Source organism: Streptomyces sp. NPDC001513, from assembly GCF_042894695.1.
In the GTDB taxonomy this organism is placed as follows: Bacteria; Actinomycetota; Actinomycetes; order Streptomycetales; family Streptomycetaceae; genus Streptomyces.
This window is the reverse complement of record NZ_JBIAVU010000002.1, coordinates 453,853-477,885: the sequence shown is the minus strand read 5'-3', so window position 1 is coordinate 477,885 and position 24,033 is coordinate 453,853. Positions and strand designations below refer to the sequence as shown.

Here is a 24,033-nt window from a genome sequence, read left to right as displayed (position 1 = left end):
GACGAGGCCCCTCAGTCGTCGAATCGGGAGATCTCCACGTTCTCCAGCACCCCGACGGCATCGGGCACCAGGATCGCCGCGGAGTAGTAGGCGGTGACCAGGTAGGAGATGATCGCCTGCTCGTTGATGTTCATGAACCGCACGGACAGGCCCGGCTGGTACTCGTCGGGCAGGGCCACCGGGTGCAGCCCGATGACGCCCTCGTTGTCCTCTCCGGTGCGCAGGACGAGGACCGAACTGGTCCGCTCCGGCGTCACCGGGATCTTGTTGCAGGGCAGCATCGGCACCCCCCGCCAGGACGGGACCCGGTGGCCCTGGAAGTCCACGCTGTCCGGGTACAGGCCGCGCCGGCTGCACTCGCGGCCGAAGGCGGCGATCGTGCGCGGGTGGGCGAGGAAGTACTGGGACCCGCGGCGCCGGCTGAGGAGTTCGTCCATGTCGTCGGGTGTGGGCGGGCCGGTACGGGCGTACACGCGCTGCTCGTAGTCGGCGTTGTGCAGCAGCCCGAACTCGGCGTTGTTGATCAGTTCGCTCTCCTGACGCTCCCTCAAGGCCTCTACCGTCAGGCGCAGTTGCTGCTCCGACTGGTTCATCGGCTTGTTGTAGAGGTCGGCGACCCTGGAGTGCACCCGCAGCACGGTCTGCGCGACGCTCAGCTCGTACTCGCGCGGGTCCAGGTCGTAGTCCACGTACGTGCCGGGCAGCATCACCTCACCCGTGTGACCGGCGGACAGGTCCACGGCGTCACTGCCCCGGCGGCCGACGCGCTCGGCCTCCAGGTAGGCCTCGGCGTGCCGGCGCAGCGCGGCGGAACCGTTCAGCGCCGCGTCCCAGTCGCCCCGGTTGAAGGTCATCGTCACCACGTCCGTCTGCGCCCGGGCGGTGAACTCCCAGCGGGCGTCGGGCAGCGGGTGGTGGCCGAAGTGGTCGCCGTCGCTCAGCACGTCCAGGCTCGCCTCGTCCCCGTAGGCGCCGGTGCCGAGCCGTTCGATCCGCCCGTGGGCGATGAGGAAGATCTTGTCGACGGGCTCGCCGCGCCGCACGATGACGTCACCCTTGCGGAACTCCTCCTTCACGAACCGGTCGGCGATGACCTTGACCACCTGGTCGTCGGGGAAGTTCCGGAGCATGCCGAGCTCGCGCAGCATCGGCGGGATGACGCGGAGTTCGGTCCCGGTCTTCACGAAGGTGATGCGCCCGTCGCCGAGGGTGTAGCTCACGGTGCGGTTGACCCGGTACGTGCCGCCGCCGGCCTGCACCCACGGCAGGATCCTCAGCAGCCAGCGCGAGCTGATCCCCTGCATCTGCGGCGCGGACTTGGTCGTGGTGGCCAGATTCCGGGCGGCCTCGGTGCTCAGGCTCTGCCGGGCGGCGGCGGTCAGGTGCTCGGCGCTCGCTTCGGTGCCGGGGTCGACGGACATGGCGGGCCTTCCTCTCGGTCGGTCTTCCTGGGAGTGGCGCGGGTGCCGTGCGCGACGGTGGGGTGTTCTGCCGGTCCGTGCTCCCTCCGGGCCGAGCGGGGGGTGGTGTACGGGAGTGACCGGAAGGGGCGGTCCCGCTCCGTGCGATCTGCTGTGCTCCCGTACGCCAGGGCCACACGGTGTGACCGTGTGCCACCCGGCGCACACGTCTAGTTAGGGGCAGGACGGCTTCACCCGGTACATCCGTCCCGGCCCCGCCGTGTTGAATGTCCGACCGCGTTGAATGGATGGACACGTGTACGAGCTGGGCGGTTCTGATGGCCAAGCGTGAACCCAACGGACGACTCCGCACCCTCCTCACCGACGCGCGCTGGAGCGGGCAGGACTTCGCACGCGCCGTCAACGGCGTCGCCGCCGAGGCCGGCCTCACCCTGCGTTACGACCGCACCTCCATCTCCCACTGGCTGGCCGGCACCCGGCCTCCCGCGCACGTCGTCGCCCTCGCCGCCGAGGCACTCAGCCGGCGCACCGGACGGCGCGTCAGCCCGGCCGACACCGGACTCGCGCGGCCGGCCGGCGCCGCCCGGACGCGCGAGCACAGCCGCCCCGGCCCGTACGGCGCGGACGTCCTCGCGCCGGACCTCGCGCCGGGCCTGTCGGCGGATCTCGCGGCGGACCTCTCGGCCGTGGCCGCCGGGGTCCGCGAGGGCGCCCCGGCTGCCGGGGGCGGCGTCGGCCTCGAAGCGGTGGCCCTGCTGGGCGAGATCCCGGTCTACTCCTCCGCCTGGCGGCCCCCCGGCTGGCCGCCACCGGAACCGCCCGGGGCGCGCGCCCGGCCGGCCGGACGGATCGGGCCGCACCACGTGGAGGCCGCCGAGGCCGTCCTGCCGGTCTTCCGCAACGCCGACATGATGTTCGGCAGCGGCCTGGCCCGCCCCGCCCTGACCCGCTACCTCGCCACCACCGTGGCGCCCTGGCTGCGCGCCGACGCCGCGCCCGCGGTACGGCACCGGCTGCTGGGCTGCGCCGCGCGGCTCGCGTACACCGCCGGTTTCCTGTGCTTCGACGGCAACCAGCAGGGCGTGGCCCAGGCCTACTACCGGGCGGGGCTACGGCTCGGCCAGGAGGCGGGGGACCCGCAGTGCTGGGCGCCCGTCCTGCGGGCCATGAGCGTCCAGGCCCACCACCTGGGCCACCGCAAGCAGGCCTGGGAGCTGGCGGAGGCGGCGGCCCGGGAGGCCGGGCGGCTGCCCACCCTGCAGGCCGCCTTCGTCACCGGGCAGTTGGCGGTCGCCGAGGCCGGCTGCGGCGACCGGCGGGCGGCGGTGGCCCGGCTGGCCGAGGCGGAACGGCTGCTGGAGCGCTCGGCCGGGCAGCGGGCCGCCATCGGCGACTACCATCACGCGGCGCTCGCCCACCAGCAGGCCGAGGCGCTGGCGGCCCTCGGGGACGCGCGCGGTGCGATCGCCGCGCTCGGCACCTCCCTGCGGCACCGGCCCCCCGGCGAGCGCCGCGCACGGGCCATCACCCTGGCGCGGCTCGCCGAACTCCACCTGAACCAGGGCCATCTGGAACGGGCCTGCGCCACCTGGCACGAGATGCTGGACGCGGTGCCCCAGCTGGACTCGGCGCGGGTGGACGACGCCGTGGGCCGGCTGCGCGGCCGCCTCCAGACCGTCGGCGGCAACCGCACCGCGCGGGCGCTGCTGGCCCGGGTCCGCGGGCTCGGCTGATCACGCTCCGGCTCAGTAGGGTCGGGTCTCGACCGCACCGAGCGAAGGGGGAGGGGCCCGTGGGGACCTATCGGCAGACCGTGGTGGACCTGGACGCCTCGCCGGAGGAGGCGGCCGCCCGAGGCGAGCACGGCAAGCGGTGGCTGGAGGCGGAGGGGTTCATCCGCCCGGTGCCGTGGCGGGGCGAGGTGGTGTACCTGGCCGGTCCACGCTGGCGGGAGGCCGTCGACCTGGTCCACTGGGACTGGCGCGCCCGGATCCAGGGGCTGGAGGAGGAGCCCGGCGACGAGGTGTGCGTCGTCGTGGGCCGTACGGTCTTCTACGCGGGCCAGGGCGCCGACCCTGCCGCGCTCTGCCCCCACTGCCGAAGTGCCGCCCCCGACTGGCCCCACGAGGCCCTCGACGCCTGGTACACCACGGGAGCCGCCGAACTCGACTGCCCGGCCTGCGCCCGCCGCGCTCCGCTCGCCGACTGGAACTGGACCGACGATTACTTCGCCTTCGGCCACCTCGGCTTCCAGTTCGACGACTGGCCGCCCCTGCGCCCGCGCTTCACCGCGGCCCTCGGCCGGGAGCTGGGCCACCGGATCCGGGTGGTCAGCGGAAAGATCTGAGCGCGTACTTCGTGAAGGCTTCCCGGCAGTCGGGGACGAACGGCCACTGCCGCAGAGCCTCCCGGAGAGCGGATTCGGACAGCCACTCGTGCCAGGCGATCTCCGACGGATCCGGTGCCACGCTCTCGTCGATGACGGCTTCGTGCACGCCGAGCCAGTACGGGCCGATCGCCCCGTCGCAGCGGAACGTGAAGGCGAGCCGCACCGGAGCGCGGACGCCGAGCTCTTCCGTCAGTTCCCGCGCGGCGGCCACTTCGTAGGTCTCGCCCGCGTGCACCGCGCCGCCGAGCAGCCAGTTGTACCGGCCCGGGAACCGCGAGACGTTCTCCGGCCGCCGGTGCACCAGGATCCGGCCCGCCGGGTCGCGGCACACGATGGCCGCCACCCGGTGCAGCCACTTCCTGCGGATGGCCTCGCTCCGGTCGACGATCCCCAGTATCCGGTCCTGCTCGTCCACACGTTCCACCGGCTCACTCATGACGCCCACCATGTCAGGATCCCGGTCCGACGCCCTCCGGCCGGTCGTGGGCGGAGGGCATCGGGCCGGTCGCCCGCGGGGTGGGCGGTGCGTGTCAGGTGGTGATGGTGGCCACGGGGGTGAGGCCGTAGGTGCGGGCGTAGCCGTTCTCGGTGCCGACGAGGAGGTCGACGACCTCGAAGTAGCGGTCCCAGAACGGGGTTTCGCGCAGGGCGTCGATGAGGAGCTGGTAGGCGTGGTGGTCCTCGGCTTCCCACACCCAGACGTCGGTGACGCGCGCGGAGTAGAACTCCGTGTCGTAGAAACGTGACCGGACGCCGCTGGTCCTGGCCTCGATCACGGGCAGGACCCGGGTGGTGAAGGCCTCCACACGCTCCCGGACGGTCAGGGCGAGCCATTCGGGCGTGGTCTTGACGAGCATGAACGCCGTGACCGGCGGTTCGGTTGTCTCCGTGGGCATCGGGGCGCCTCCAAAGCGGCAGATGGTGGTCAGGCGAGGACGGCGGGCTTGAGGGTCCGGGCGCACCACTGCGCGAATCCGGTGGGGGAAGCGGTGTCCGGGGTGCGGGCGACGCCGGCGTCCAGGCCCTCGTCCTTGGCCCGCTTCATGTCGACGATGCCCTGGACGAACGCCTCGTTCAGGCCGTAGCCGACGAGGGTGGTGAACAGCTCGTCGAGCGGCCGGCGTTCGTAGCGGACGGGGCGGCCGAGCTGCGCGGTCATGATGCGGGCCAGGTCGTTGGGGGACAGGTCCTCCGGCCCGAGGACCGGGACGTCGCCGATGCCGGTCCACGAGCGGTCCAGCAGCAGGCCGGCGGCGACGGCCGCGATGTCGGCGGTGGCGACCAGGGGGGCCTTGCGGTCGGCGTCGACGACGTCGGTGAAGACGCCCTGGTCGCGGATCGAGTCGGACTCCTCCAGGAGGTTCTCGAAGAAGGACGGGTTGGCCAGGGCCCGGTAGGCGACGCCGCTGCCGGCGATGAGGTCGTCCACGGCGAGGGAGGCGGTCACGAGACCGGCGCGGTCGGCGAGCGGGGTGCCGCGACCGAGCGCCGAGACCCCGACGACATGGCCGACGCCGTGGGCGGCGAGCGCCTTCACGGCGGGGTGGGTGAAACCGCTGAAGCCGTCGTACGGGGCCAGGGAGGCGTCCGGGGGGACCAGCCAGAAGACGGCGTCCGCACCCGCGAAGGCCCGGTCGAGGACCTCGGCGTCCCCGTGCGAACCGGTGACCACCTCGACGCGCCCGCGCGCCGCGTCCGGCAGCCGGGCGGGGTCGCGCACGATCACGCGCAGTTCCTCGCCCGCGGCGGGGGCGGACTCCAGGAGCCGGGAGAGCAGCGGACGGCCGATGTTCCCGGTGGGAGCGGTAATGACGATCATGAAAACCTCGCAGGTCGTGCCGGTTCGGTACATCCCCATCCTGCGAACGGCCGCGGTGTTGCCACAATGGGAACTTCGGCACGGAATCATTGACGGAAATGGAATGATGCTGGTGAACAGCCCAGAGCCGGTCCTCGACGCCAATCTCGCCCTCGCCCTGGACGCCCTGCTGGCCGAGCACAGCGTCACCCGGGCCGCCGCCCGCCTGCACACCTCGCCCGCCGCCATGAGCCGCACGCTCGCCCGCCTGCGCCGCACCCTGCAGGATCCGCTGCTGGTCCGCGCCGGGCAGACCATGGTCCCCACCCCGCGCGCCCAGGCCCTGCGCGAGGAAGCCGCAGCCGTGGTGCAGCGCCTCGGCGCCCTGCTCAGCCCCGACACCGGCGTCGACCCCGCCACCCTGCGCAGCACCTTCACCCTCCAGACCGCCGACCTGGTCGGCGCGGCCCTGGCGCCCGGACTGCTGCGGCTGGCCGAGCAGGAGGCGCCGGGGGTCTCGTTCCGGCTCCGGGCCGAGGAGTTGGAGGCCGGCCCGGCCCTGCGCGACGGCCGGATCGACCTGGAGGTCGGGTCCATCGACCACGTGGACCCCGAGACCAGGGTCGAGGAACTGGTCAGCCTCCGCATGATGGCGGCCGTCCGGCCCGGCCATCCACTGACCGAAGGACCGCTGACCCCGGCCCGGTTCGCCGCCGCCCACCACGTCGTGGTCAGCCGCCGCGGCCGGTTCACCGGCCCCCTCGACACCGCCTTGGCCGAGCTGGACCTCCACCGGCGGGTCGCCATCGTCCTCCCCGGCCACCTGGCCGCCATGGCCCTCGCCGCGCGCAGCGACATCGTCTGCCTCGTCCCCGCCGCACTCCCCGGAGCCGCCCCCTCACCCCTCACCGAGGACGCGATCGCCCTCGGACTGCACCTCCTGGAGATCCCCCTGGCGATGCCGCCCCTGACCGTCGGCATGGCCTGGCACCCCCGCCACGCCGCCGACCGGGCCCACCACTGGCTGCGCAACGCCGTCCGCCGGACCCTCCGCGCACCCGGGAGCCCCACCGCGTGATCCGACCGGGGTGCCGGGACCGAGGCGCCGGGACCCAGGGGGCTGCTACGCCGTCCCGCCGCTCGCGGGGCCGTGGTAGCGGGGGCTCGTCGCGTGCCACTCCTTCGCCCCGCCCATCCAGTTCCAGATCCCCTCCAGGAAACGGCCCAGCGCGGGCGAGCCGAGGGCGGCCAGCGCGGCCGACTCCGCCTCGACGGCGTGCATCACCTCGTCGTGGACCGCGGCCGTCCGGTTCACCGCCTCCTGGAGCGAGCAGTGCTCCTCGGCCGCGATCAGGCGGGGGAGGCCGGTGTCGCCCGGATCCTCCCGGGCCATCGAGTACAGGTCGTTGAGCAGGCAGGTGGCGACCCCCGCGTACATGTACGTGCGCCGCACCCGGGCGTCCGCGAACTCGTGCGCGGGGACCTCGTACCCGCCGACCGGATCGGTGAGGACCATGCAGGGGAAGAAGCCGTTCTCGTACCGGTGCAGCAGGTACTCCCAGACCGGCGGCCGGCGGGCGGACGTCCGCCACTCGGCCTCGTGGTTGTACCCGACGAACATCACCGCCAACTGGTAGCGCAGCCGCGTCACCTGGGTGGGCGAGGCGAACTCGGCGAGGTGGTCCAGTGCGGAGCGGAAGGCGCGCAGCACGGGCTCGGCGGCCACCTGGTCCTCGAACTGCCTCTCGTAGCACGGCGGCAGCCGCACCGGGTCGACCACGGCGTGCGCGAGCGCCGTGCGCAGGCCGATCAGCCGCGGGTCGGCGTCCTCCCCGTCGTCGGCCCAGTGGTCGTCGACGGCCCACTCGGAGAGTGCGCACCGGGCTGCCGCGAGCAGCCGGTCGGGGTCGTCGCAGTCCGGGTGCGCGAGCATCATCAGCCGGCCGAACCGGCACGCGCGCAGCATGTCGAGGCGCCCGGCGTAGATCCCGATGTCGTCGGCCCACCGGACGAGTTCCTCGTTCACCACGTCGGCCAGCGCCGGGTCGTCCCGCACGGCGTCGGGGCAGTACAGCGGGGGGATGACGATCCCCGAGCCGGTACGGGTCCCCTCGGTCCGAGTGTCGCCCGTACGAGTTCCCGTACGCGTCCGCGTACCCGTACGGCCGGGAAGGGCGCGCGGGGGAGCGGCCCCGAGCCCGCTCCGGCCGCCGAGCAGCCGGCTCAGGACCTCCGCCGGATCGGCGGGCGCGGCGCCGGGTCGGCCCGGGGCGTGAGCGGGGGCGCGGTCCATGGCTCCTCCTGTCATGGCTCCTCCTGCGGGTCGGCACACCCACCCATGGAGCGGGGGCGGCCCCAGGCCCCGGTAGGTCCGGCGCCCCCTGCGCCCGTTGAAGATCCGGCGGCGTTGAAAACCTGCACGCCTGTACGCACGCCCGGCGCCCGGGAGTTCGCACAGGCGTGCAGGCCTTCAACCGCCGGGGATTTTCAACAGCCCCCGGGCCGGGGCCGCTACCGCGCCCGGCGCCCCGCGCCCCACGGTGAGCGTGCAGCACGCTCCGCGTGGACCGACGCAGGGAGGAACCCCGCATGACCGCAGAGGCGCAGCCACTCCTGGACCCCGCAGACGAACGGCAGCTGAGCCTGAGCACCGCCGCGGCCCGCAATCTCGCGACGACCACCAAGTCCGTCCCCCAGATGCAGGGCATCAGCTCGCGCTGGCTGCTGCGCATGCTGCCCTGGGTGGACCTGGGCGCCGGCACCTACCGCGTCAACCGCCGGCTGACCCACGCCGTCGGGCGCGGCCGGGTCGCCTTCGTCCAGGCCGGCGCGGACGACGTACGCATCCTCGCCCCCACCCTCACCGAGCTGCCCGTCCTCAAGGGCTACGCCGACTCCGCCGTACTGGAGGAGCTGGCCCGGCGCTTCGTCACCCGCGACCTGCGCGCCGGAGACGTCCTCGTCGACGCGGGCGCCCCCGTCGCCGAGGTGTTCGTCATCGCCCACGGCCGCGTCGAGAAGCGGGCGTCGGGCAAGTACGGCGGCAGCGAACTCCTCGGCGTGGTCGCCGACGGGGACCAGCTCGGCGACGACGCCCTCGGCCAGGCCGACCCGCGCTGGGCGTACTCCGTCCGGGCCGCCACCGCGGGCACCGTCATGGTGCTGCGGTGGAGCGCCTTCCAGGAGGTACTGGGCCGCGCGGACAGCCTGCGGACCCACCTGGAGCAGTACGTCGAGAACGGCAGGCGGCCCGTCAACCGGCGCGGCGAGGCCGACATCGAGCTCGCCTCCGGCCACGCAGGTGAGGCCCTGCTGCCCGCCACCTTCGCGGACTACGAGCTGCAGCCGCGCGAGTACGGGCTGAGCCTCGCCCAGACCGTGCTGCGGATCCACACCCGGGTAGCCGACCTCTACAACGAGCCGATGAACCAGTTCGAGCAGCAACTGCGCCTGACCGTGCAGGCGCTGCGCGAACGCGAGGAGTCCGAACTGCTCAACAACCGGGAGTTCGGCCTCCTCCACAACGCCGACTACGGACAGCGCATCAGCACCTGGTCCGGCCCGCCCACCCCCGACGACATGGACGACCTGCTCAGCATGCGCCGGGGGACCGCCTTCCTCCTCGCGCACCCCAAGGCCGTCGCCGCCTTCCTCCGCGAGTGCAACAAGCGCGGCCTCGCCCTCGACACCGTGGAGGTCCACGGCAAACAGGTGCCCGCCTGGCGCGGGGTCCCGCTGCTGCCCTGCGGGAAGATCCCGGTCGTGGGCGGCCACACCAGCTCGATCCTGGCCCTGCGCACGGGGGAGGACAACGGAGGGGTCATCGGCCTGCGTCCGGCCGCGATCCCCGAGCAGATCGAACCGGGCCTCAACGTCCGCTGCATGGGCATCGACCAGAAGTCGGTCATGTCCTACCTGGTCAGCTCCTACCACTCGGTGGCGATCCTGGTGCCGGACGCCATCGGGATCCTGGAGAACGCCGACATCGCCGCCCCCCGCTCCGACTGACCCGGCCGCTCCGCATCGGCGCGGCGGCGTAGTTCCGGTGGTCCGGGTGACGTAGGTGCCCGGGCCCGGGCACCTGGGAACGGTTGTCCGCACGCCGGTAATGGGCTCTACTGCTGTGCAGCCCCCGATCGGGGCATATGCGCGGGAGGGACCAGCATGACAGCGGACCGGCGAACGGAGCACGGGACGGGGCACGGGAGGGCTCGCGGGCGGCGGCGCCCGACCCGCGCGTCCGGCGCGGCCGGTGTCCCCGGCGAGTCCGGCGTGCCCCGGCCCGTGTCGCACCGCCGTCGGCCGGCCTTCCGCGGCCGAAGACCGCTGCTCGCCCTGCTGCTGTCCGCCTTCTTCCTGGTCGGCGTCTGCGCGGCCACCGGCATCGCCTGGGACCCCTTCGCCGGGACGTCCGTACAAGGCGGTTCGCTCCCGCCCGACGACGTACCCGAGGCCATCGGGCCCGCCGGCGGCGCCACGGCCGGCGCCACCGGCCCGGCCACCCCGTCACCGGCCGGGACCCCGGCGCCCACCAAGGGCGCGGCGGCCAAGGGCAACCCCCAGGGCGCCGTGGACACCGGGGCCGAACGCCCCACCGGCGCCCTGCCCTTCGACATGCCCCAGCCGGCCGCCCTGCGCTCCGGCGAAGCGGGCAAGAAGCTGGTGTTCGCCCACTACTTCACCCCGTACCCGCTCTCCCTCGACAACGCGAGCGCGGACAACGACTACTACACCCGCAACTACCTCGACCCCGACGGCGAGAGCGGGAAGCACGGCAAGTACGGCGGCCTGCTGCGCGACCGGCCGCTGCCCGTGGCGCCCAAGAGCGGCGACTGGGAGTACGCCAACCTCCAGCAGGAGGTGCGCACGGCCCGCGCGGCGGGCATCGACGGTTTCACCCTCGACCTGCTCTCCCTCTCCGGCAAGAACTGGGACCGCTCCAACCTGCTGATGGCCGCGGCCCGTTCGGTGGACCCGGCCTTCAAGATCATGCTGATGCCGGACATGACCTCGCTGAAGACCGACGATCCCCGCGAGCTCGCGAAGGCCATCGCCACGCTCGCCGACGCCCCCGCCGCGCACCGGCTCCCCGACGGCCGGCTCGTCGTCTCCCCCTTCAAGGCGGAGGCGAAGGGCGTGGCCTGGTGGACCGAGGTGATCGCCGCCCTCAAGTCCGAACACGGCATCCGTACCGCCTTCGTCCCGCTCTTCCTCGACTTCGGCGCCCACAGCGGCGAGTTCGCCCCGATCAGCCACGGGTTCTCCGAATGGGGCAGCCGCAGCTACGTCGGCCAGGAGAGCTCCACGCGCGACGTGCAGCGGGCCCACGGCATGGGCAAGATCTGGATGCAGCCCGTGTCCGTCCAGGACGCCCGCCCCAACCAGGGCATCTACGACGAGGCCGGCAACACCGCGACCCTCCGCTCCACCTGGACGCACGCCATCGAGGACGGCGCGGACTGGGTGCAGCTCACCACCTGGAACGACTACTCGGAGGGCAGCCAGTTCGCACCCTCGCTGCACAACGGGTACGCCTACCTGGACCTGAGCTCGTACTACCTCACCCGGTTCAAGACGGGCAGCTGGCCGAAGATCGTCCGGGACACCCTGTACCTCACCGCGCGCACCCAGTTCGCGAACGCCGACCCGACGGGCGACCAGTCGCTGCTGATGTCGCTGCGCAAGGGGAGCGCCCCGCCCCGGGACACGGTGGAGGTGCTCAGCTTCCTCTCGGGGCCCGCCGTCGTCCGTACGACCGTCGGCTCCGTGAAGGGCAGCCACGAGGCCCCCGCCGGGATCCACTCGCGGCTGCTGCCGCTGAAGGCGGGCACCAGCTCGGCGCAGACCGTCCGCGACGGCAAGTCCACGGCCAAGGTCGACCTCCCGTACCGGGCGGACCCCACGGTGGAGGTCCAGGACCTCCAGTACTACGCGGCCACGAGCGGCCGCGAACCGTAGCCCGTTCCGGGGGCTCCGCCCCCGAACCTCCAGCGCCTCAAACGCCGACGGGGCTGTATTTCAGCCCCTCCGGCGTTTGAGGAGCGGGGTTTGGGGCGGAGCCCCAGGTACCTGGACGGAGCCCGGCCTCCGGGAGATGATCCGGGCGACACCCGCGCCGCACCCCGGAGGTCGCATGCCCGAGCCGACACGCTCAGCCCCATCCCCCGCCGAGCCACCCGCAGGGTTCCCCGGCGGGCCCGCCCTGTTCCGCCTCGACCCCCGCGTCGCCCACCTGAACCACGGCTCCTTCGGAGCCGTCCCCGTCCCCGTCCAGGAGACCCAGGCCGCGCTCCGCGCCGAGGCCCACGCCGATCCCGACGCCTTCTTCCTCTCCGTCCCGGACCGCCTCGCCGCGGCCCGCGCCCGGATCGCCGCGCACCTGGCCGCCGACCCCGACGGGCTCGCCTTCGTCTCGAACGCCACCGAAGGCGCCAATCTCGCCCTCGACGCCGTCCCGCTCGCCGACGGCGACGAGATCCTGGTGACCGACCACGGCTACGGCACCGTCGTCGCGGCCGCCGCCCGCCGCGCCCCGGTCACCACCGTCGCCCTCGATCCGCACCTGCCCGACGAGGACGCCGTACGCGAGACCGTGCTGGCCGCGCTGACGCCCCGTACGCGGGTGGCCGTGCTCGACCACGTCAGCTCGCCCACCGCCCGGATCATCGCCTCCCCCCGGCTCCTCGCCGACCTGCGGGAACGCGGGGTCACCACCGTCGTCGACGGGGCGCACGCCCCCGGCATGCTCGCCGACCCCCTCGCCGGCGGCGCGGACTTCTGGTTCGGCAACCTCCACAAGTGGGGCTACGCGCCCTCCGGCACCGCGATCCTCGCCGTCGCCCCGCAGCACCGCCCCCGCGTCCGCGCGCTCGTACCGTCCTGGGAGGACCACCACGGCTTCCCGCGCTCCGTCGAGAACCGTGCCACCGCCGACTACACCGGCTGGCTCGCCGCCCCCGACGGACTGGACCTGATCGAACGCCTCGACGCGGCCAAGGTCCGGGCCCACAACAGCGCCCTCGCCGCCCACGGCGCGGCGCTGCTCGCCGAACTCCCCGGGCTCACGCCCCTCCCGCACACCGACGGCCTCGCCATGCGCACCCTGCGGCTGCCGCCCGGCGTCGCCGAGACCCCGGACCGCGCCCGCGCCCTGCGCGAGGAGCTCGCGGCACGGCTGCGCGTCCGCGTGCTGATCTGGCCCTGGCCGGGCGGCGGCGGCATCCGCGTCTGCGGGCAGATCTACAACCGGCCCGGGGAGTACGCCCGGCTCGCCGCCGCCCTGCCCGAGTACCTCGCCCGGGCCGTCAGCCGCGCCTGAGCAGGTACGTGTCCATGATCCAGCCCTTGCGGGCGCGGGCCTCGGTGCGCAGCTCCTCGATGCGCCCGGCGACCTCCGCCAGCTTCCCCGAGACCAGGATCTCGTCCGGGGTGCCGACGTAGGCGCCCCAGTAGATGTAGAGGTCCTGGTCCAGGTGGGCGGTGAACGCGTGCCGCGCGTCCAGCATCACCACCACGTCGTCCACGTCCTCCGGCCAGCCCTCGGCGAGCCGGCGCCCGGTGGTGATCTGGACGGGGCGGCCGACCCGGTTCAGGTTGGTCCGGTGCCGCGCCAGCAGCGCGGAGATGCTGCTGATGCCCGGCACGACCTCGTGCTCGAAGGCGACCCGGCCGTGCTCCAGCACCTCGTCGAGGATCGCGAGCGTGGAGTCGTACAGGGAGGGATCGCCCCACACCAGGAACGCCCCCGTCTCGCCGTCCGCGAGGTCCTCCGCGATGAACCGCTCGAAGATCTCGGCGCGTGCGCTGCGCCAGCCGTCCACCGTCGGCGTGTAGTCGGCGGGGGTCCGGTTCCGGTCCGGGTCGCGGCCCTCGACCAGCCGGTGGCCGGGCCGGGCGTGCGCGTCGAGCATCGCGCGCCGCAGCCCGGTCAGATCCGCCTTCTCCTCGCCCTTCTCCAGAATGAGGAATGCGTCCGCCGCGCCGATCGCCCTGACCGCCTGGAGGGTCAGATGGTCCGGCTCGCCCGCGCCTATGCCGATCACTGAGAACTTCTTCACCCGGCTATTCTGCCCGTCATGCGCGTCGCCCTGTTCGTCACCTGCGTCAACGACGCGCTGTACCCGCGGACCGGCGTCGCCGTCGTACGTCTGCTGGAGCGCCTCGGCGTCGACGTGGACTTCCCGGCGGGCCAGAGCTGCTGCGGGCAGCCGCAGTACAACACCGGCTACCGGCACGAGACCGAACCACTCGTCCGGCGTACCGCGGAGGCCTTCGCCGGCTACCCGTACGTGGTCACCCCCTCCGGCTCCTGCGCCGCGATGATCCGCGAGCACTACCCGCGCATCGGCCGGAAGGCGGCGGCGGAGGGCCGCGGCACCGCGCTGTCGGAGGCGGCGCGCTCCCTGGCGCCGCGGGTGTACGAGCTGACCGAGTTCCTGGTCGACGTGCTCGGGGTGACCGACGTGGGCGCGTACTTCCCGCACACCGTCACCTATCACCCCTCTTGTCACGGTTTGCGCGCTCTTGGCCTCGGGGACCGGCCGCGCCGGCTGCTGGCCGCCGTCAGGGGACTGGAACTGGTCGAGCTGCCGGGCGCCGAGGAGTGCTGCGGATTCGGCGGCACCTTCGCCGTCAAGAACCCGGACGTGTCCACTGCGATGGGCACCGACAAGATCGCGGCCGCGGCGGCCACCGGCGCCCGGGTGCTGTGCGGGGCCGACAACTCCTGCCTCGCCCACCTCGACGGGCTGCTGCGCCGCGCGGACGCCCCGCTGCGGGCCGTGCACCTCGCGGAGATCCTGGCCGCGACCGAGGAGGAACCGCTGTCGTGACCGGAACCCACCTCGGCATGCCGTCCTTCCCCGGCGCGGCCCGCGAGGCCGTACGGGACGAGGTGCTGCGCGCGAACCTCCGGCACGCCACCCACACCATCCGCGACAAGAGGGCCCGGGCCGTCGCCGAACTGGCCGACTGGGACCGGCTGCGCGCCGCGGGCAAGGCCGTCAAGGACCACACGCTGCGCCATCTCGAACGCTACCTGCTGCAGTTGGAGGCGGCGGTGACGGCCGCCGGCGGCACCGTCCACTGGGCCGCCGACGCGGACGAGGCCAACCGGATCGTCACGAACCTCGTCCGGGCCACCGGGGAGCGGGAGGTGGTCAAGGTCAAGTCGATGGCCACCCAGGAGATCGGGCTCAACGAGGCCCTGGAGGCCGCCGGGATCGCCGCGTACGAGACCGACCTCGCCGAACTCATCGTGCAGCTCGGCCACGACCGCCCCTCCCACATCCTGGTCCCGGCCATCCACCGCAACCGGGCCGAGATCCGCGACATCTTCCGCGCCGAGATGGGCCGTTGGGGCCGTCCGGCGCCCGAACCGCTCGGCGACGACCCGCGGGAACTCGCCGAGGCGGCGCGGCTGCACCTGCGCGAGAAGTTCCTGCGCGCCAAGGTCGCCGTCTCCGGCGCCAACTTCATGGTCGCCGAGACGGGCACGATGGTCGTCTTCGAGTCCGAGGGCAACGGCCGGATGTGCCTGACCCTGCCCGAAACCCTGATCTCCGTCGTGGGCATCGAAAAGGTCGTCCCGACCTTCCGGGACCTGGAGATCTTCCTCCAGACCCTGCCGCGCTCCTCCACGGCCGAGCGGATGAACCCGTACACGACGATGTGGACCGGGCTGGGCCCTTCCCAAGGGGCGGACGGCGACGGGCCCTCCGCCTTCCACCTCGTCCTCCTCGACAACGGCCGCACCGACACCCTCGCCGACGAGACCGGCCGGCAGGCCCTGCGCTGCATCCGCTGCTCCGCCTGCCTCAACGTCTGCCCGGTCTACGAACGCGCCGGCGGCCACGCCTACGGATCCGTCTACCCGGGCCCCATCGGCGCCATCCTCAGCCCCCAACTCCGCGGCACCGGCAGTGAGATCGACGCCTCGCTGCCCTACGCCTCCACCCTGTGCGGGGCCTGCTACGAGGTCTGCCCGGTCGCCATCGACATCCCCGAGGTCCTCGTCCACCTGCGTGAACGGGTGGCCCAGGGCGGCCCCGTGACCCGGGACGGCATCCGCGTACGGATCCGCCCCGCCCACGGCCACACCGCCGAACGGGCCGCCATGCGCGCCGCCCGGCTGCTCCTGGACCACCCGGGGGCCCTGCGGGCGGGGGAGCGGCTGCTGGCCCGCGCCCGCCGGCTGGCGCCCCGCCGGCTCCCCGGACCGGGGCGGGCCTGGACCGACAGCCGCGCGCTGCCCTCCGTACCCGCCGAATCCTTCCGTGACTGGTGGACCCGAGAACGGGGGAACCCGCAGTGAGCAGCAAGGACCGCATCCTGGCCCGCATCCGCCGGGCACTGCCGGAGCCGGATGCGCCCCGGCGCGCATCCGGGGCGGAACCCGCCGGGGACATCGCGGACACCGCGGACATCCCGCGCGACTACCTCCACGTGCACGGTGACCGCACCCCGGCCGAGAGCGCCGACCTGCTGGCCGCGCACCTGTCCGAGTACCGCGCGAAGGTCCACCGCACCGACGCGGCCGGCCTCCCGGCGCTCCTCGCCCGGCTCCTCGCCGCGCGCGGCGCCCGGACCGTCCTCGTCCCGCCGGCCCTGCCCGCGCACTGGCTCGCGGCCGCCGACGCGGCCCTCGTCCGGGACCGCGCCGAGTCCACCCCGTACGAACTGGACGCCGTCGACAGCGTGGTGACCGGCTGCGCCCTGGCCGTCGCCGAGACCGGCACGATCGTCCTGGACGGCGGCCCGGACCAGGGCAGGCGCCGCATCACCCTGATCCCCGACCACCACGTCTGCGTGGTCCGCGTCCCCGACCAGCTGGTCGACTCCGTTCCGCAGGCCCTCGCACGCCTCGACCCCACCCGCCCGCTGACCTGGATCTCCGGCCCCTCGGCGACCAGCGACATCGAACTGGACCGGGTGGAGGGCGTCCACGGCCCCCGCACCCTGGAGGTCGTCCTCCTCGGCGCACAATAGGGTCATGCCCTCCCACATCGCCCTCACCGCCCTGGTCGTCAACGACTACGACGAGGCCATCGACTTCTACACCCGCGCCCTCGGCTTCGACCTCGCCGAGGACACCGCGCGCCCGGACGGCTCCCGCTGGGTCGTGGTCCGCCCGCCCGGCGCCACCGAAACCGCCCTGCTGCTGGCCCGCGCCAAGGACGAGGCCCAGCGCTCCCGGGTCGGCGACCAGACCGGCGGCCGCGTCGGCTTCTTCCTCTACACCGACGACTTCGCGCGCGACCACGCCCGGATGACCGCCGAGGGCGTCCGCTTCCTGGAGGAGCCGCGCCACGAGGCGTACGGCTCCGTCGCCGTCTTCGAGGACCTGTACGGCAACCGCTGGGACCTACTCCAGCCCGCCGCCGGCTAGCCGCGGCGCTTCCCGTACGGGATCGACCGCGGGCCCGCCGCCCTCCACCCGCCCGGCCAGCTCCCGCGCCCACCGCACCAGCCCCGGCACGTCGATCCCGTACGGCCCCGCGTCCAGCCCCGCGAGCCCGGCGGCGCCGCGCCGCAGCAGCCGCGCCCCGCCGACCGCGTTCCCGCGCGCGGCGTGCGTCAGCCCGACCGCCAGCTGCGCGAGCCCCCGCCAGAGCGGGGCGTCACCCGCGGGCCCCGACTTCCAGGCGTCCTCGAACACCTCGTGCGCGTGGAACGGCATGCCCGCGTCCAGCAGCCGCTGCGCCTCCCGCACGGTCTCCCCGGGCGAGCGCACCACCCCCTCGGGCTGCCGCTCCACCCCGGCCTCGCCGTAGGGCAACGGCCGGCCCAGCCCATCCCGGGGCCGCGCACTGCGCGCCCGCCCTTCAACGTCCCGATCCCGTGTGTTCACCTTGCCATCCTCCCCTCCGGGGGTTACCCGTGCATGCACACCCCTCAGCGTGGGGTAATGTTCTGCATGTGCCACCGAGCAGGGGAAACCCCAGGTCGCAGGCACATCGGGACGTGGCGCAGCTTGGTAGCGCACTTGACTGGGGGTCAAGGGGTCGCAGGTTCAAATCCTGTCGTCCCGACTCGTGAGAGTCGCAGATCAGGGGCCGTTTCGGAGAAATCCGAAACGGCCCCTTGATCATTTTCGGGGTGCGGCGGGTGGCTGTGCCGCCAGCCACCCGCAGTCGACCCGCCGACCCGCGCAGGTCACCGGTCCGCGCCACCCCGTTCCCCCGCGTCGGCGGCCGCCACCGACGCACCACCCTTGACCACGGCGCCGACCGCCGCGGTTTCGATGCGGAAACAATGCGAGTTGATTCGACGGCTCCGATCCGTGGAGCCTGAACGCATCGCACGGTCACCCGCCGCAGGACAGCGGACGCGCTGACCGCGCGGACCCGGCGCCTGAATCCGCACCCATCCGGCTCGGGCGCGGCACCGAATAGACCCACGAAAGCCAAGGCCTTGGAAGAGCGTTTCCCGGGCTCCCAGCAATCAGGGGGTGGACAGGTTGGACCGGTCAAGCATCGCGGTGGTGGGGGCAGGAGTGTCCGGACTCACGGCCGCGCACATTCTGTCGCGCGCCCACGACGTGGTCCTCTACGAGGCCGACGAGCGTCTCGGCGGCCACGCGCACACACATGACGTGCCGACAACCGGCGGCGGAACGGTCAGTGTTGACACGGGGTTCATCGTCCACAACGAGCGCACCTACCCCAACCTCCTGCGCCTCTTCCGTGAACTCGGCGTGACGACGCAGGACTCCGAGATGAGCATGTCGGTCCGATGCGACGGCTGCGGCCTGGAGTACGCCGGCGCCCGTGGCCCGCGCGGCCTCCTGGCCGGCGGCAACCCGCTCCGCGGGCGCTACCTGCTGATGCTCGCCGACGTCCCCAGATTTCACCGCGCCGCCAGACGGCTTCTCGCCGCTGAGGACACCGCCCTCACCCTGGGCGCGTTCCTGCGCCACCACCGCTTCTCGGCCTACTTCGTCAGCCACTTCGCCCTCCCCCTGGTCGCCGCCGTCTGGTCCTGCGGACCGGAGACCGCCCTCCAGTACCCGGCCGCGTACCTCTTCCGCTTCCTCGACCATCACGGACTGCTGTCGGTCACCGGATCCCCGCAGTGGAAGACCGTCACCGGAGGATCCGCGGCCTACGTCGAACGGGCCGCCAAGGCCCTCGCCTCCGTCCGGACTTCGACCCCCGTGCGCACGGTCGTACGCGGAGCCGACCACGTACGCCTCGTCACCGAGGACGGCGAGTCGGCCGAACACGCCGCCGTCGTCATCGCCGTACACCCTCACCAGGCGCTGCGCCTTCTGGCCGACCCCACGGAGCGGGAGCGTCGTGTCCTCGGCGCCTTCACCTACTCCCGCAATCCGACGGTCCTGCACCGTGACACCGCCTTCCTTCCTCGGGGCGGGCATGCCCGAGCGTCCTGGAACTACTGGCTCCCTTCGTGCTCGGCCCGTCCCGGGTCCGTACAGGTCAGCTACGACATGAACCGGCTGCAGCGGCTGCCGGGAGACGAGCCGCACATCGTCACGCTCAATCCCGGTGACCGGCTCGACGAGGCCACCGTCCTGGCCCGGATGACCTATGAACACCCGGTCTACACGGCTGAGTCGGTGGCGGCGCAGCGCCTGTTGCCCACTCTGAACGGCCGCGTCACCGCCTACGCGGGTGCCTATCACGGGTGGGGATTCCACGAGGACGGCTGCCGCTCGGGAGCCGGGGCGGCCCGATCGATCGGGGTGGACTGGTGACTTCGGCTTCCGCTTCCGGTTCCGCCCGCGCGGCGTCACCGGTCACACCAGGGACGGCGCCCCGTGTTCCCGCCCTGTACGCGACCGAGGTGAGGCACGTCCGGCTCACGCCCGTCAGGCACGGCCTGCGGCACCGAACGTACATGTGGCTGGTCGATGTGGATGACCTTCCGGTCCTGCCGCGCATCCTGCGGCCGCTCGCCCGCTTCGATGCCCGGGACCACTTCGCGGGCGATGCCCCCACCCTGCGCGCCGGCCTCGACGCCTACCTCGCGGGCCGGGGCGTGGACAACGCCGACGGGCACGTTCTGATGCTCGCCCACGCGCGCGTGCTGGGGCACGTCTTCAACCCCCTGACCCTGTACTGGTGCCACGACAGGTTCGGCCACCTCGTCTGCGTCGTGGCCGAGGTCCACAACACCTACGGCGAGCGCCACTGTTATCTCCTGCACCCCGACGGCCAAGGCCGTGACGAGGTGCCCAAGGACTTCTACGTCTCTCCGTTCCTCGGCGTCGAGGGCACCTACCGGATGAGACTCCCGCTGCCCGGTGACCGCCTCGACCTCACCATCCAGCTCTGCCACGGCGACGGTTCACGTCCCCTGACCGCCACCGTCCGCGGCACCCACCGCCCCGCCGGAACCCGCGCTCTGCTCGCCGCCGTACTCCACAACCCGTGGTCGACCGCCGGGGTGTCGCTCGGCATCCGCCGCCACGGAATCCGCCTCTACCTCAAAGGCCTCCCCGTCAGACCGCGGCCCACCCGCCCTACCTACCCGACTCGCCCCACCTGCCCCAGCCACCCCTCCCGCCCCGCCCATCCCGTCCAGGAAGAGGTGCTGTGACTCTCACCCTCCCTCCCGCCCCCCACGGCGAAGCCGGCGCCGGCCGAGAGTCGGTCGACGCCACCCTCTGGCCGGACATCGCCCGTGTGCCCCCGACCTCGGCCCTGCGCGCCGCCGTTGCCCGCCGGATCCTGGAACGCGCCTTCGCCCGCCTGCCGTTGCGGGTACGGATCACCAGCCGTCGGGCACGCATCCCCGAACAGGCCCGGGACGGAAGCGGAAGCCTGCCGACCCTGACCCTGCACGACCCGGACACCTTCTACCGGCGGATCGGAGCCGACGGCCTGATCGGTTTCGGCGAGTCCTACATGGCAGGCGAATGGGACAGCGATGACCTCGTCGGCGCCCTGACCGTCCTCGCCCGCCACGTCGACGAACTCGTCCCCCGGACGCTGCGCCGCCTGCGCGGCGCCTGGGTCCACCGCAGGCCCACCTCGGACCTGAACACCATCGACGGGGCCCGCGAGAACATCCACCGCCACTACGACCTGTCCAACGACCTCTTCGCCACCTTCCTGGACCCCACCCTCAGCTACTCGTCGGCCGTCTTCACCTCCTTGCCCGCCACGAGCGCGCAGCTGCCCGCCGCACAACACCGCAAGATCGACAGGCTCCTCGACCTCGCCGGTACCGGACCCGGCACCCACCTCCTGGAGATCGGCACCGGATGGGGCGAGCTCGCCATCCGGGCCGCCACGCGCGGCGCCCACGTCCGTACCGTCACCCTCTCGCAGGAGCAGCGTGAGCTCGCACTGAGGCGCATCGCGGATGCCGGAGTCGCCGACCGGGTCACCGTCGAACTGTGCGACTACCGACGCGTCGAAGGCAGGTACGACGCCGTCGTGAGCGTCGAGATGGTCGAAGCCGTGGGCGTCGCGTACTGGCCCGCCTACTTCGGCGCCCTGCGCCGGCTGCTGGCCCCTGGCGGTCGTGTCGCCCTCCAGGCCATCACCATGCCGCATGAGCAGATGCTGAACACCGCCCGCACCCACACCTGGATCAGCAAGTACGTCTTCCCCGGAGGCCTCATCCCCTCCCGGGAAGCCATCGCCCGGGAAACCAAGGACGCCGGACTGCACCTCGTCCACGACACCGGCTACGGCGACCACTACGCGGAAACCCTGCGGCTGTGGCGGGAGAAGTTCCTCCAGGGGTCCGCCGAGGTGACCGCCCTCGGCTTCGACCGTGCCTTCCGCCGGATGTGGGAGTTCTACCTCGCCTACTCCGAGGCCGGCTTCCGAGCTCACTACCTCGACGTACGCCAGCTCGTGCTCACCGACGCCGAGCGCCCCGGCCGGGCGGCAGCCGACCGTGGCGAAGCGGCGGTGCCCCGCACCCCGGCACACCGGTACGGGAACGGGCCGCTCGCATGACCGCCGTCGACGCCGGAGCCTTCGCCACCCTCCTCGCCGCATCAGCGGGTACGGCGCTCACGGTCATGCTGCTGACCTTCGCCGTCGCCCTGGTCAAAGGCGTGCACCGGATCGTCGACGTCGCCTGGGGTCTGGCCTTCGCGGCCGTTGCCGTCGTCGCCTGGTTCCTCTCGGCCGGATACGGCGACCCGGCCCGGCGGACCGCGGTGGCCCTCGCCACCGTCGTGTGGGGGCTCCGCCTCGCCGTACACATCGCACGGCGCGGACGCGGACACGGGGAGGACCCGCGGTACGCCCGCATGCTCGCCCGGGCATCGGGCAGCCCGGCGCTCTATGCGCTGCGCAGCGTCTACCTGCTCCAGGGCGCCCTGGTCTGGCTGGTCTCCCTCCCCGTCCAAGCCGCCGTGCTGCTGCCGGAGCCCCTGGACGCCACAGCCGCGCTCGGACTCCTGCTGTGGGCTGCCGGCCTGTTCTTCGAAGCGCTGGGAGATCACCAGCTCGCCCGGTTCAAGGCCGATCCCGCGAACAAGGGACGCATCATGGACCGCGGACTGTGGGCGTGGACCCGCCACCCCAACTACTTCGGCGACTTCCTCGTCTGGTGGGGCCTCTACCTCACGGCCTGCGCCACCTGGCAGACCGCGGCCGTCACCGTCATCTCCCCGCTCGTCATGAGCGCCCTGCTCATCAAGGGCAGCGGCAAACGTCTGCTGGAGGCCCACATGGCCAACCGCCCGGGGTACGCCGCCTACCAGGCACGCACCAGCGGATTCCTCCCCCGACCACCACGTTCGACACGACCCGGGAGCCGGACACGTTGAAGATCGGCACCGCCGCCCACCACACCCCGCTCGGAGGCCTGGCCGTCCGGCGCTCGCCGCAGGACCCCTTCGCCGCGGTCGTTCTGTTGCACGGCGGACGCGCCGACGACCTGCGCCCACCGCCGCTGCTCAACCTGCCCGCCCTGCGCATGCGCGCCTTCTCCGCCGCCGTCACGCGCGCCCTGCGCGGGCGGGCGGTCCTCATCGCCGAGCTCCGCTACCGCCACCGCGGCTGGAACGGCGTCAGGGCCGACGCCGCCCAGGACGCCCTCGGCGCCCTGGCCCGGATCCGCGCATGCCACGGCGACATCCCCGTCGTCCTCATCGGCCACTCCATGGGCGGCCGCGCCGCGCTACGGGCCGCCGCGCACCCGTCCGTACGAGGAGTGATCGCCCTCGCCCCCTGGTGCCCGCCCGGTGAACCGGTCGACCATCTCGCCGGACGCGAGCTCTACCTGCTGCACGACGAGAAGGACCGGATCACCTCGGCGCGGCAATCGTGGGACTTCGTCCGCCTCGCATGCGCCGCCGGCGCGGTCGCGCGGGGGATACCCATGCCCGCAGGCCGGCACACCATGCTGCGCGGCGGCGGACTGTGGCATCGGCGCACTGCCGAAATCGTCGCGGGAATGCTGTCACGGCGGTGAGGAGGCGGCGTCCGGCTCCGCGTACAGGCCGGAGATCGTATCCAGTGCCTCCCGCAACCCGCGAGGACGCGTCATGCCCGCAGCCGCGGCCCGCGCGGACCAGCCAGGGCCCGCGAGGAGGACCAGAGGCGTGGTCCTTGCCCCTCTGAGGCCGAAGGCCGTCGACGCCACCTGCCGGGCCAGAGCGCTGTCCGCAGTGGAGCGGGACTGTGACCACAGCACGACCGCAGCCGGACCCGACCGGCACACAGCCGCCCGCAGGGCCTCCGCGGACACCGCCGCGCCGAACATGCGGAGCGGCAGTCCCCGTTCGGCCAGTCCCGCCGCCAGCGCCTCCAGCGGCAGCGTGTGCTGCTCCCCGGGAAGGCAGGCCAGCACCACCGGTGCCCTGTGGGACGAGACCAGGGGCGGGGTGGCTGCCGCGCGCCGCAGCGCGGTCGACACGTGCCAGGACAGCAGATGCTCCACCTCGACGTACCGGTCGTCCGAGGATTCCCACTTGCGGCCCGCGGCATGGAGCGTCGGCGCCATCACCTCCTCCCACGCGGTCACCAGGCCATGGACCTCCATCGCGTTCCGCAACAAGGCCTCCATGGCCGGGCCGTCGAGCCGCACCGCGGCACGCGCCAGCCCGCGACACTCCTGCCGCACCTCACCGAGGGGCAGCCCATTGCCCGAACCGGGCTGACGGGTCCGCCGCGGGCCGGCCGGCGGCACGACAGCTTCCCGCAGCACGGGTGGCGGGGGCTCGACGCGGACATCGGGATCCGGCTCACGGCGCATGGTCACCGCTGCCCGGGCGGCCTCGGCGGGCGGGATGCCGGACGAGGTGAGCCGGCACATTTCCTCGAGCATCGACACGTCCCCCGGCATCCAGCGCCGGTGCCTGCCGCTTTCGCGAACGGCCGGGCCGATTCCGTACCGCTGCTCCCAGGAGCGCACCGTAGTCGGTGAGACGCCCAGGCGCCGGGCCACCGCACCCGTCGAGACACCGAGGGCCGATTCGGACATGCCGCCCATTCTAC

Annotated in this window: 23 protein-coding genes and 1 tRNA gene; 16 read left to right on the top strand and 8 right to left on the bottom strand. The window is 73.2% G+C overall.

The features are described 5' to 3' along the window. Positions 1-11 precede the first annotated feature (11 nt). Entirely contained in the window at positions 12-1,421 is a 1,410-nt protein-coding gene (locus ACFYZ4_RS05760) for a family 2B encapsulin nanocompartment shell protein (protein WP_351287285.1), read from the bottom strand. 317 nt (positions 1,422-1,738) lie between these two features. Here ACFYZ4_RS05760 and ACFYZ4_RS05755 point away from each other — a divergent pair, with 317 nt between their 5' ends. Both ACFYZ4_RS05755 and ACFYZ4_RS05750 read left to right on the top strand, forming a co-directional pair. Next, the gene (locus ACFYZ4_RS05755) at positions 1,739-3,154 is read left to right on the top strand and encodes a hypothetical protein (protein WP_351287286.1); all 1,416 of its coding nucleotides are present in this window, start codon (positions 1,739-1,741) and stop codon (positions 3,152-3,154) included. A 59-nt stretch (positions 3,155-3,213) separates the two neighbouring features. Then, positions 3,214-3,768, top strand: coding sequence for a hypothetical protein (locus ACFYZ4_RS05750; protein WP_351287288.1), 555 nt, complete (start codon positions 3,214-3,216; stop codon positions 3,766-3,768). Here ACFYZ4_RS05750 and ACFYZ4_RS05745 read toward each other — a convergent pair. From ACFYZ4_RS05745 to ACFYZ4_RS05735, 3 genes are all read right to left on the bottom strand, one after another. Then, entirely contained in the window at positions 3,752-4,246 is a 495-nt protein-coding gene (locus ACFYZ4_RS05745) for an NUDIX domain-containing protein (protein ID WP_351287290.1), read from the bottom strand. The two genes, ACFYZ4_RS05750 and ACFYZ4_RS05745, sit on opposite strands and share 17 nt — an antisense overlap. Positions 4,247-4,340: 94 nt before the next feature. Then, positions 4,341-4,706, bottom strand: a complete 366-nt coding sequence (locus tag ACFYZ4_RS05740; RefSeq protein ID WP_351287291.1) for a darcynin family protein — start codon at positions 4,704-4,706, stop codon at positions 4,341-4,343. Between the two features lie 29 nt (positions 4,707-4,735). Then, on the bottom strand, positions 4,736-5,629 hold the full coding sequence (locus ACFYZ4_RS05735) for an NAD(P)H-binding protein (protein ID WP_390783161.1): 894 nt from the start codon (positions 5,627-5,629) through the stop codon (positions 4,736-4,738). A 103-nt stretch (positions 5,630-5,732) separates the two neighbouring features. Here ACFYZ4_RS05735 and ACFYZ4_RS05730 point away from each other — a divergent pair, with 103 nt between their 5' ends. After that, positions 5,733-6,686 (top strand): LysR family transcriptional regulator, encoded by a 954-nt coding sequence (locus ACFYZ4_RS05730; protein ID WP_390783160.1) that lies wholly within the window; start codon positions 5,733-5,735, stop codon positions 6,684-6,686. A 45-nt stretch (positions 6,687-6,731) separates the two neighbouring features. Here the strand turns inward: ACFYZ4_RS05730 and ACFYZ4_RS05725 are convergent, their stop codons facing one another. Next, positions 6,732-7,916 carry a family 2 encapsulin nanocompartment cargo protein terpene cyclase gene (locus ACFYZ4_RS05725; protein WP_390783159.1) on the bottom strand — a complete coding sequence of 395 codons (1,185 nt, stop codon included), beginning with the start codon at positions 7,914-7,916 and terminating at the stop codon, positions 6,732-6,734. 281 nt (positions 7,917-8,197) lie between these two features. On the opposite strand from ACFYZ4_RS05725, the gene ACFYZ4_RS05720 reads away from it, so the two are divergent. From ACFYZ4_RS05720 to ACFYZ4_RS05710, 3 genes are all read left to right on the top strand, one after another. Beyond that, positions 8,198-9,616, top strand: coding sequence for a family 2B encapsulin nanocompartment shell protein (locus ACFYZ4_RS05720; protein WP_384344162.1), 1,419 nt, complete (start codon positions 8,198-8,200; stop codon positions 9,614-9,616). Positions 9,617-9,892: 276 nt separating this feature from the next. Beyond that, positions 9,893-11,566, top strand: coding sequence for a glycoside hydrolase family 71 protein (locus tag ACFYZ4_RS05715; protein ID WP_390783158.1), 1,674 nt, complete (start codon positions 9,893-9,895; stop codon positions 11,564-11,566). Positions 11,567-11,741: 175 nt separating this feature from the next. Continuing rightward, on the top strand, positions 11,742-12,926 hold the full coding sequence (locus tag ACFYZ4_RS05710; RefSeq protein ID WP_390783157.1) for an aminotransferase class V-fold PLP-dependent enzyme: 1,185 nt from the start codon (positions 11,742-11,744) through the stop codon (positions 12,924-12,926). Here ACFYZ4_RS05710 and cobF read toward each other — a convergent pair. Further along, a complete protein-coding gene (gene cobF / locus ACFYZ4_RS05705) occupies positions 12,913-13,665 on the bottom strand; it encodes a precorrin-6A synthase (deacetylating) (RefSeq protein WP_390783156.1) in 753 nt (250 codons plus the stop codon). The two genes, ACFYZ4_RS05710 and cobF, sit on opposite strands and share 14 nt — an antisense overlap. Positions 13,666-13,683: 18 nt before the next feature. Between cobF and ACFYZ4_RS05700 the strand changes: the two genes are divergently transcribed. Genes ACFYZ4_RS05700 through ACFYZ4_RS05685 form a run of 4 tightly spaced genes read left to right on the top strand, consistent with a single transcriptional unit; the run spans position 13,684 to position 16,994 of the window. After that, positions 13,684-14,439 (top strand): (Fe-S)-binding protein, encoded by a 756-nt coding sequence (locus tag ACFYZ4_RS05700; protein ID WP_351287306.1) that lies wholly within the window; start codon positions 13,684-13,686, stop codon positions 14,437-14,439. Continuing rightward, complete coding sequence (locus tag ACFYZ4_RS05695; protein WP_390783155.1) at positions 14,436-15,920, top strand: lactate utilization protein B; 1,485 nt, start codon at positions 14,436-14,438, stop codon at positions 15,918-15,920. Before ACFYZ4_RS05700 ends, ACFYZ4_RS05695 begins: the two co-directional genes overlap by 4 nt. Next, on the top strand, positions 15,917-16,594 hold the full coding sequence (locus tag ACFYZ4_RS05690) for a lactate utilization protein C (RefSeq protein WP_390783154.1): 678 nt from the start codon (positions 15,917-15,919) through the stop codon (positions 16,592-16,594). The genes ACFYZ4_RS05695 and ACFYZ4_RS05690 overlap by 4 nt, the downstream gene beginning before the upstream one ends. 4 nt (positions 16,595-16,598) lie before the next feature. After that, a complete protein-coding gene (locus ACFYZ4_RS05685) occupies positions 16,599-16,994 on the top strand; it encodes a VOC family protein (protein ID WP_351287312.1) in 396 nt (131 codons plus the stop codon). Here ACFYZ4_RS05685 and ACFYZ4_RS05680 read toward each other — a convergent pair. Next, on the bottom strand, positions 16,971-17,456 hold the full coding sequence (locus tag ACFYZ4_RS05680; RefSeq protein WP_351287314.1) for a DUF309 domain-containing protein: 486 nt from the start codon (positions 17,454-17,456) through the stop codon (positions 16,971-16,973). The two genes, ACFYZ4_RS05685 and ACFYZ4_RS05680, sit on opposite strands and share 24 nt — an antisense overlap. Before the next feature lie 107 nt (positions 17,457-17,563). Between ACFYZ4_RS05680 and ACFYZ4_RS05675 the strand changes: the two genes are divergently transcribed. The 6 genes from ACFYZ4_RS05675 (at position 17,564) to ACFYZ4_RS05650 (ending at position 23,008) form a co-directional block, all read left to right on the top strand. Continuing rightward, a tRNA-Pro gene (locus ACFYZ4_RS05675) sits at positions 17,564-17,637 on the top strand. A 419-nt stretch (positions 17,638-18,056) separates the two neighbouring features. Continuing rightward, a complete protein-coding gene (locus tag ACFYZ4_RS05670; protein ID WP_390783153.1) occupies positions 18,057-19,322 on the top strand; it encodes an NAD(P)/FAD-dependent oxidoreductase in 1,266 nt (421 codons plus the stop codon). A gap of 74 nt (positions 19,323-19,396) precedes the next feature. Next, a complete protein-coding gene (locus tag ACFYZ4_RS05665; RefSeq protein WP_351287353.1) occupies positions 19,397-20,167 on the top strand; it encodes a DUF1365 domain-containing protein in 771 nt (256 codons plus the stop codon). Further along, a complete protein-coding gene (locus ACFYZ4_RS05660; RefSeq protein ID WP_351287318.1) occupies positions 20,164-21,540 on the top strand; it encodes a cyclopropane-fatty-acyl-phospholipid synthase family protein in 1,377 nt (458 codons plus the stop codon). The genes ACFYZ4_RS05665 and ACFYZ4_RS05660 overlap by 4 nt, the downstream gene beginning before the upstream one ends. Then, positions 21,537-22,361 (top strand): DUF1295 domain-containing protein, encoded by an 825-nt coding sequence (locus ACFYZ4_RS05655; protein ID WP_351287319.1) that lies wholly within the window; start codon positions 21,537-21,539, stop codon positions 22,359-22,361. Before ACFYZ4_RS05660 ends, ACFYZ4_RS05655 begins: the two co-directional genes overlap by 4 nt. Continuing rightward, the gene (locus ACFYZ4_RS05650; RefSeq protein ID WP_351287320.1) at positions 22,358-23,008 is read left to right on the top strand and encodes an alpha/beta fold hydrolase; all 651 of its coding nucleotides are present in this window, start codon (positions 22,358-22,360) and stop codon (positions 23,006-23,008) included. The genes ACFYZ4_RS05655 and ACFYZ4_RS05650 overlap by 4 nt, the downstream gene beginning before the upstream one ends. On the opposite strand, the gene ACFYZ4_RS05645 is transcribed toward ACFYZ4_RS05650, so the two are convergent. After that, the gene (locus ACFYZ4_RS05645; RefSeq protein WP_351287321.1) at positions 22,997-24,028 is read right to left on the bottom strand and encodes a MerR family transcriptional regulator; all 1,032 of its coding nucleotides are present in this window, start codon (positions 24,026-24,028) and stop codon (positions 22,997-22,999) included. The genes ACFYZ4_RS05650 and ACFYZ4_RS05645 overlap by 12 nt on opposite strands. Between the last annotated feature and the right edge of the window lie 5 nt (positions 24,029-24,033).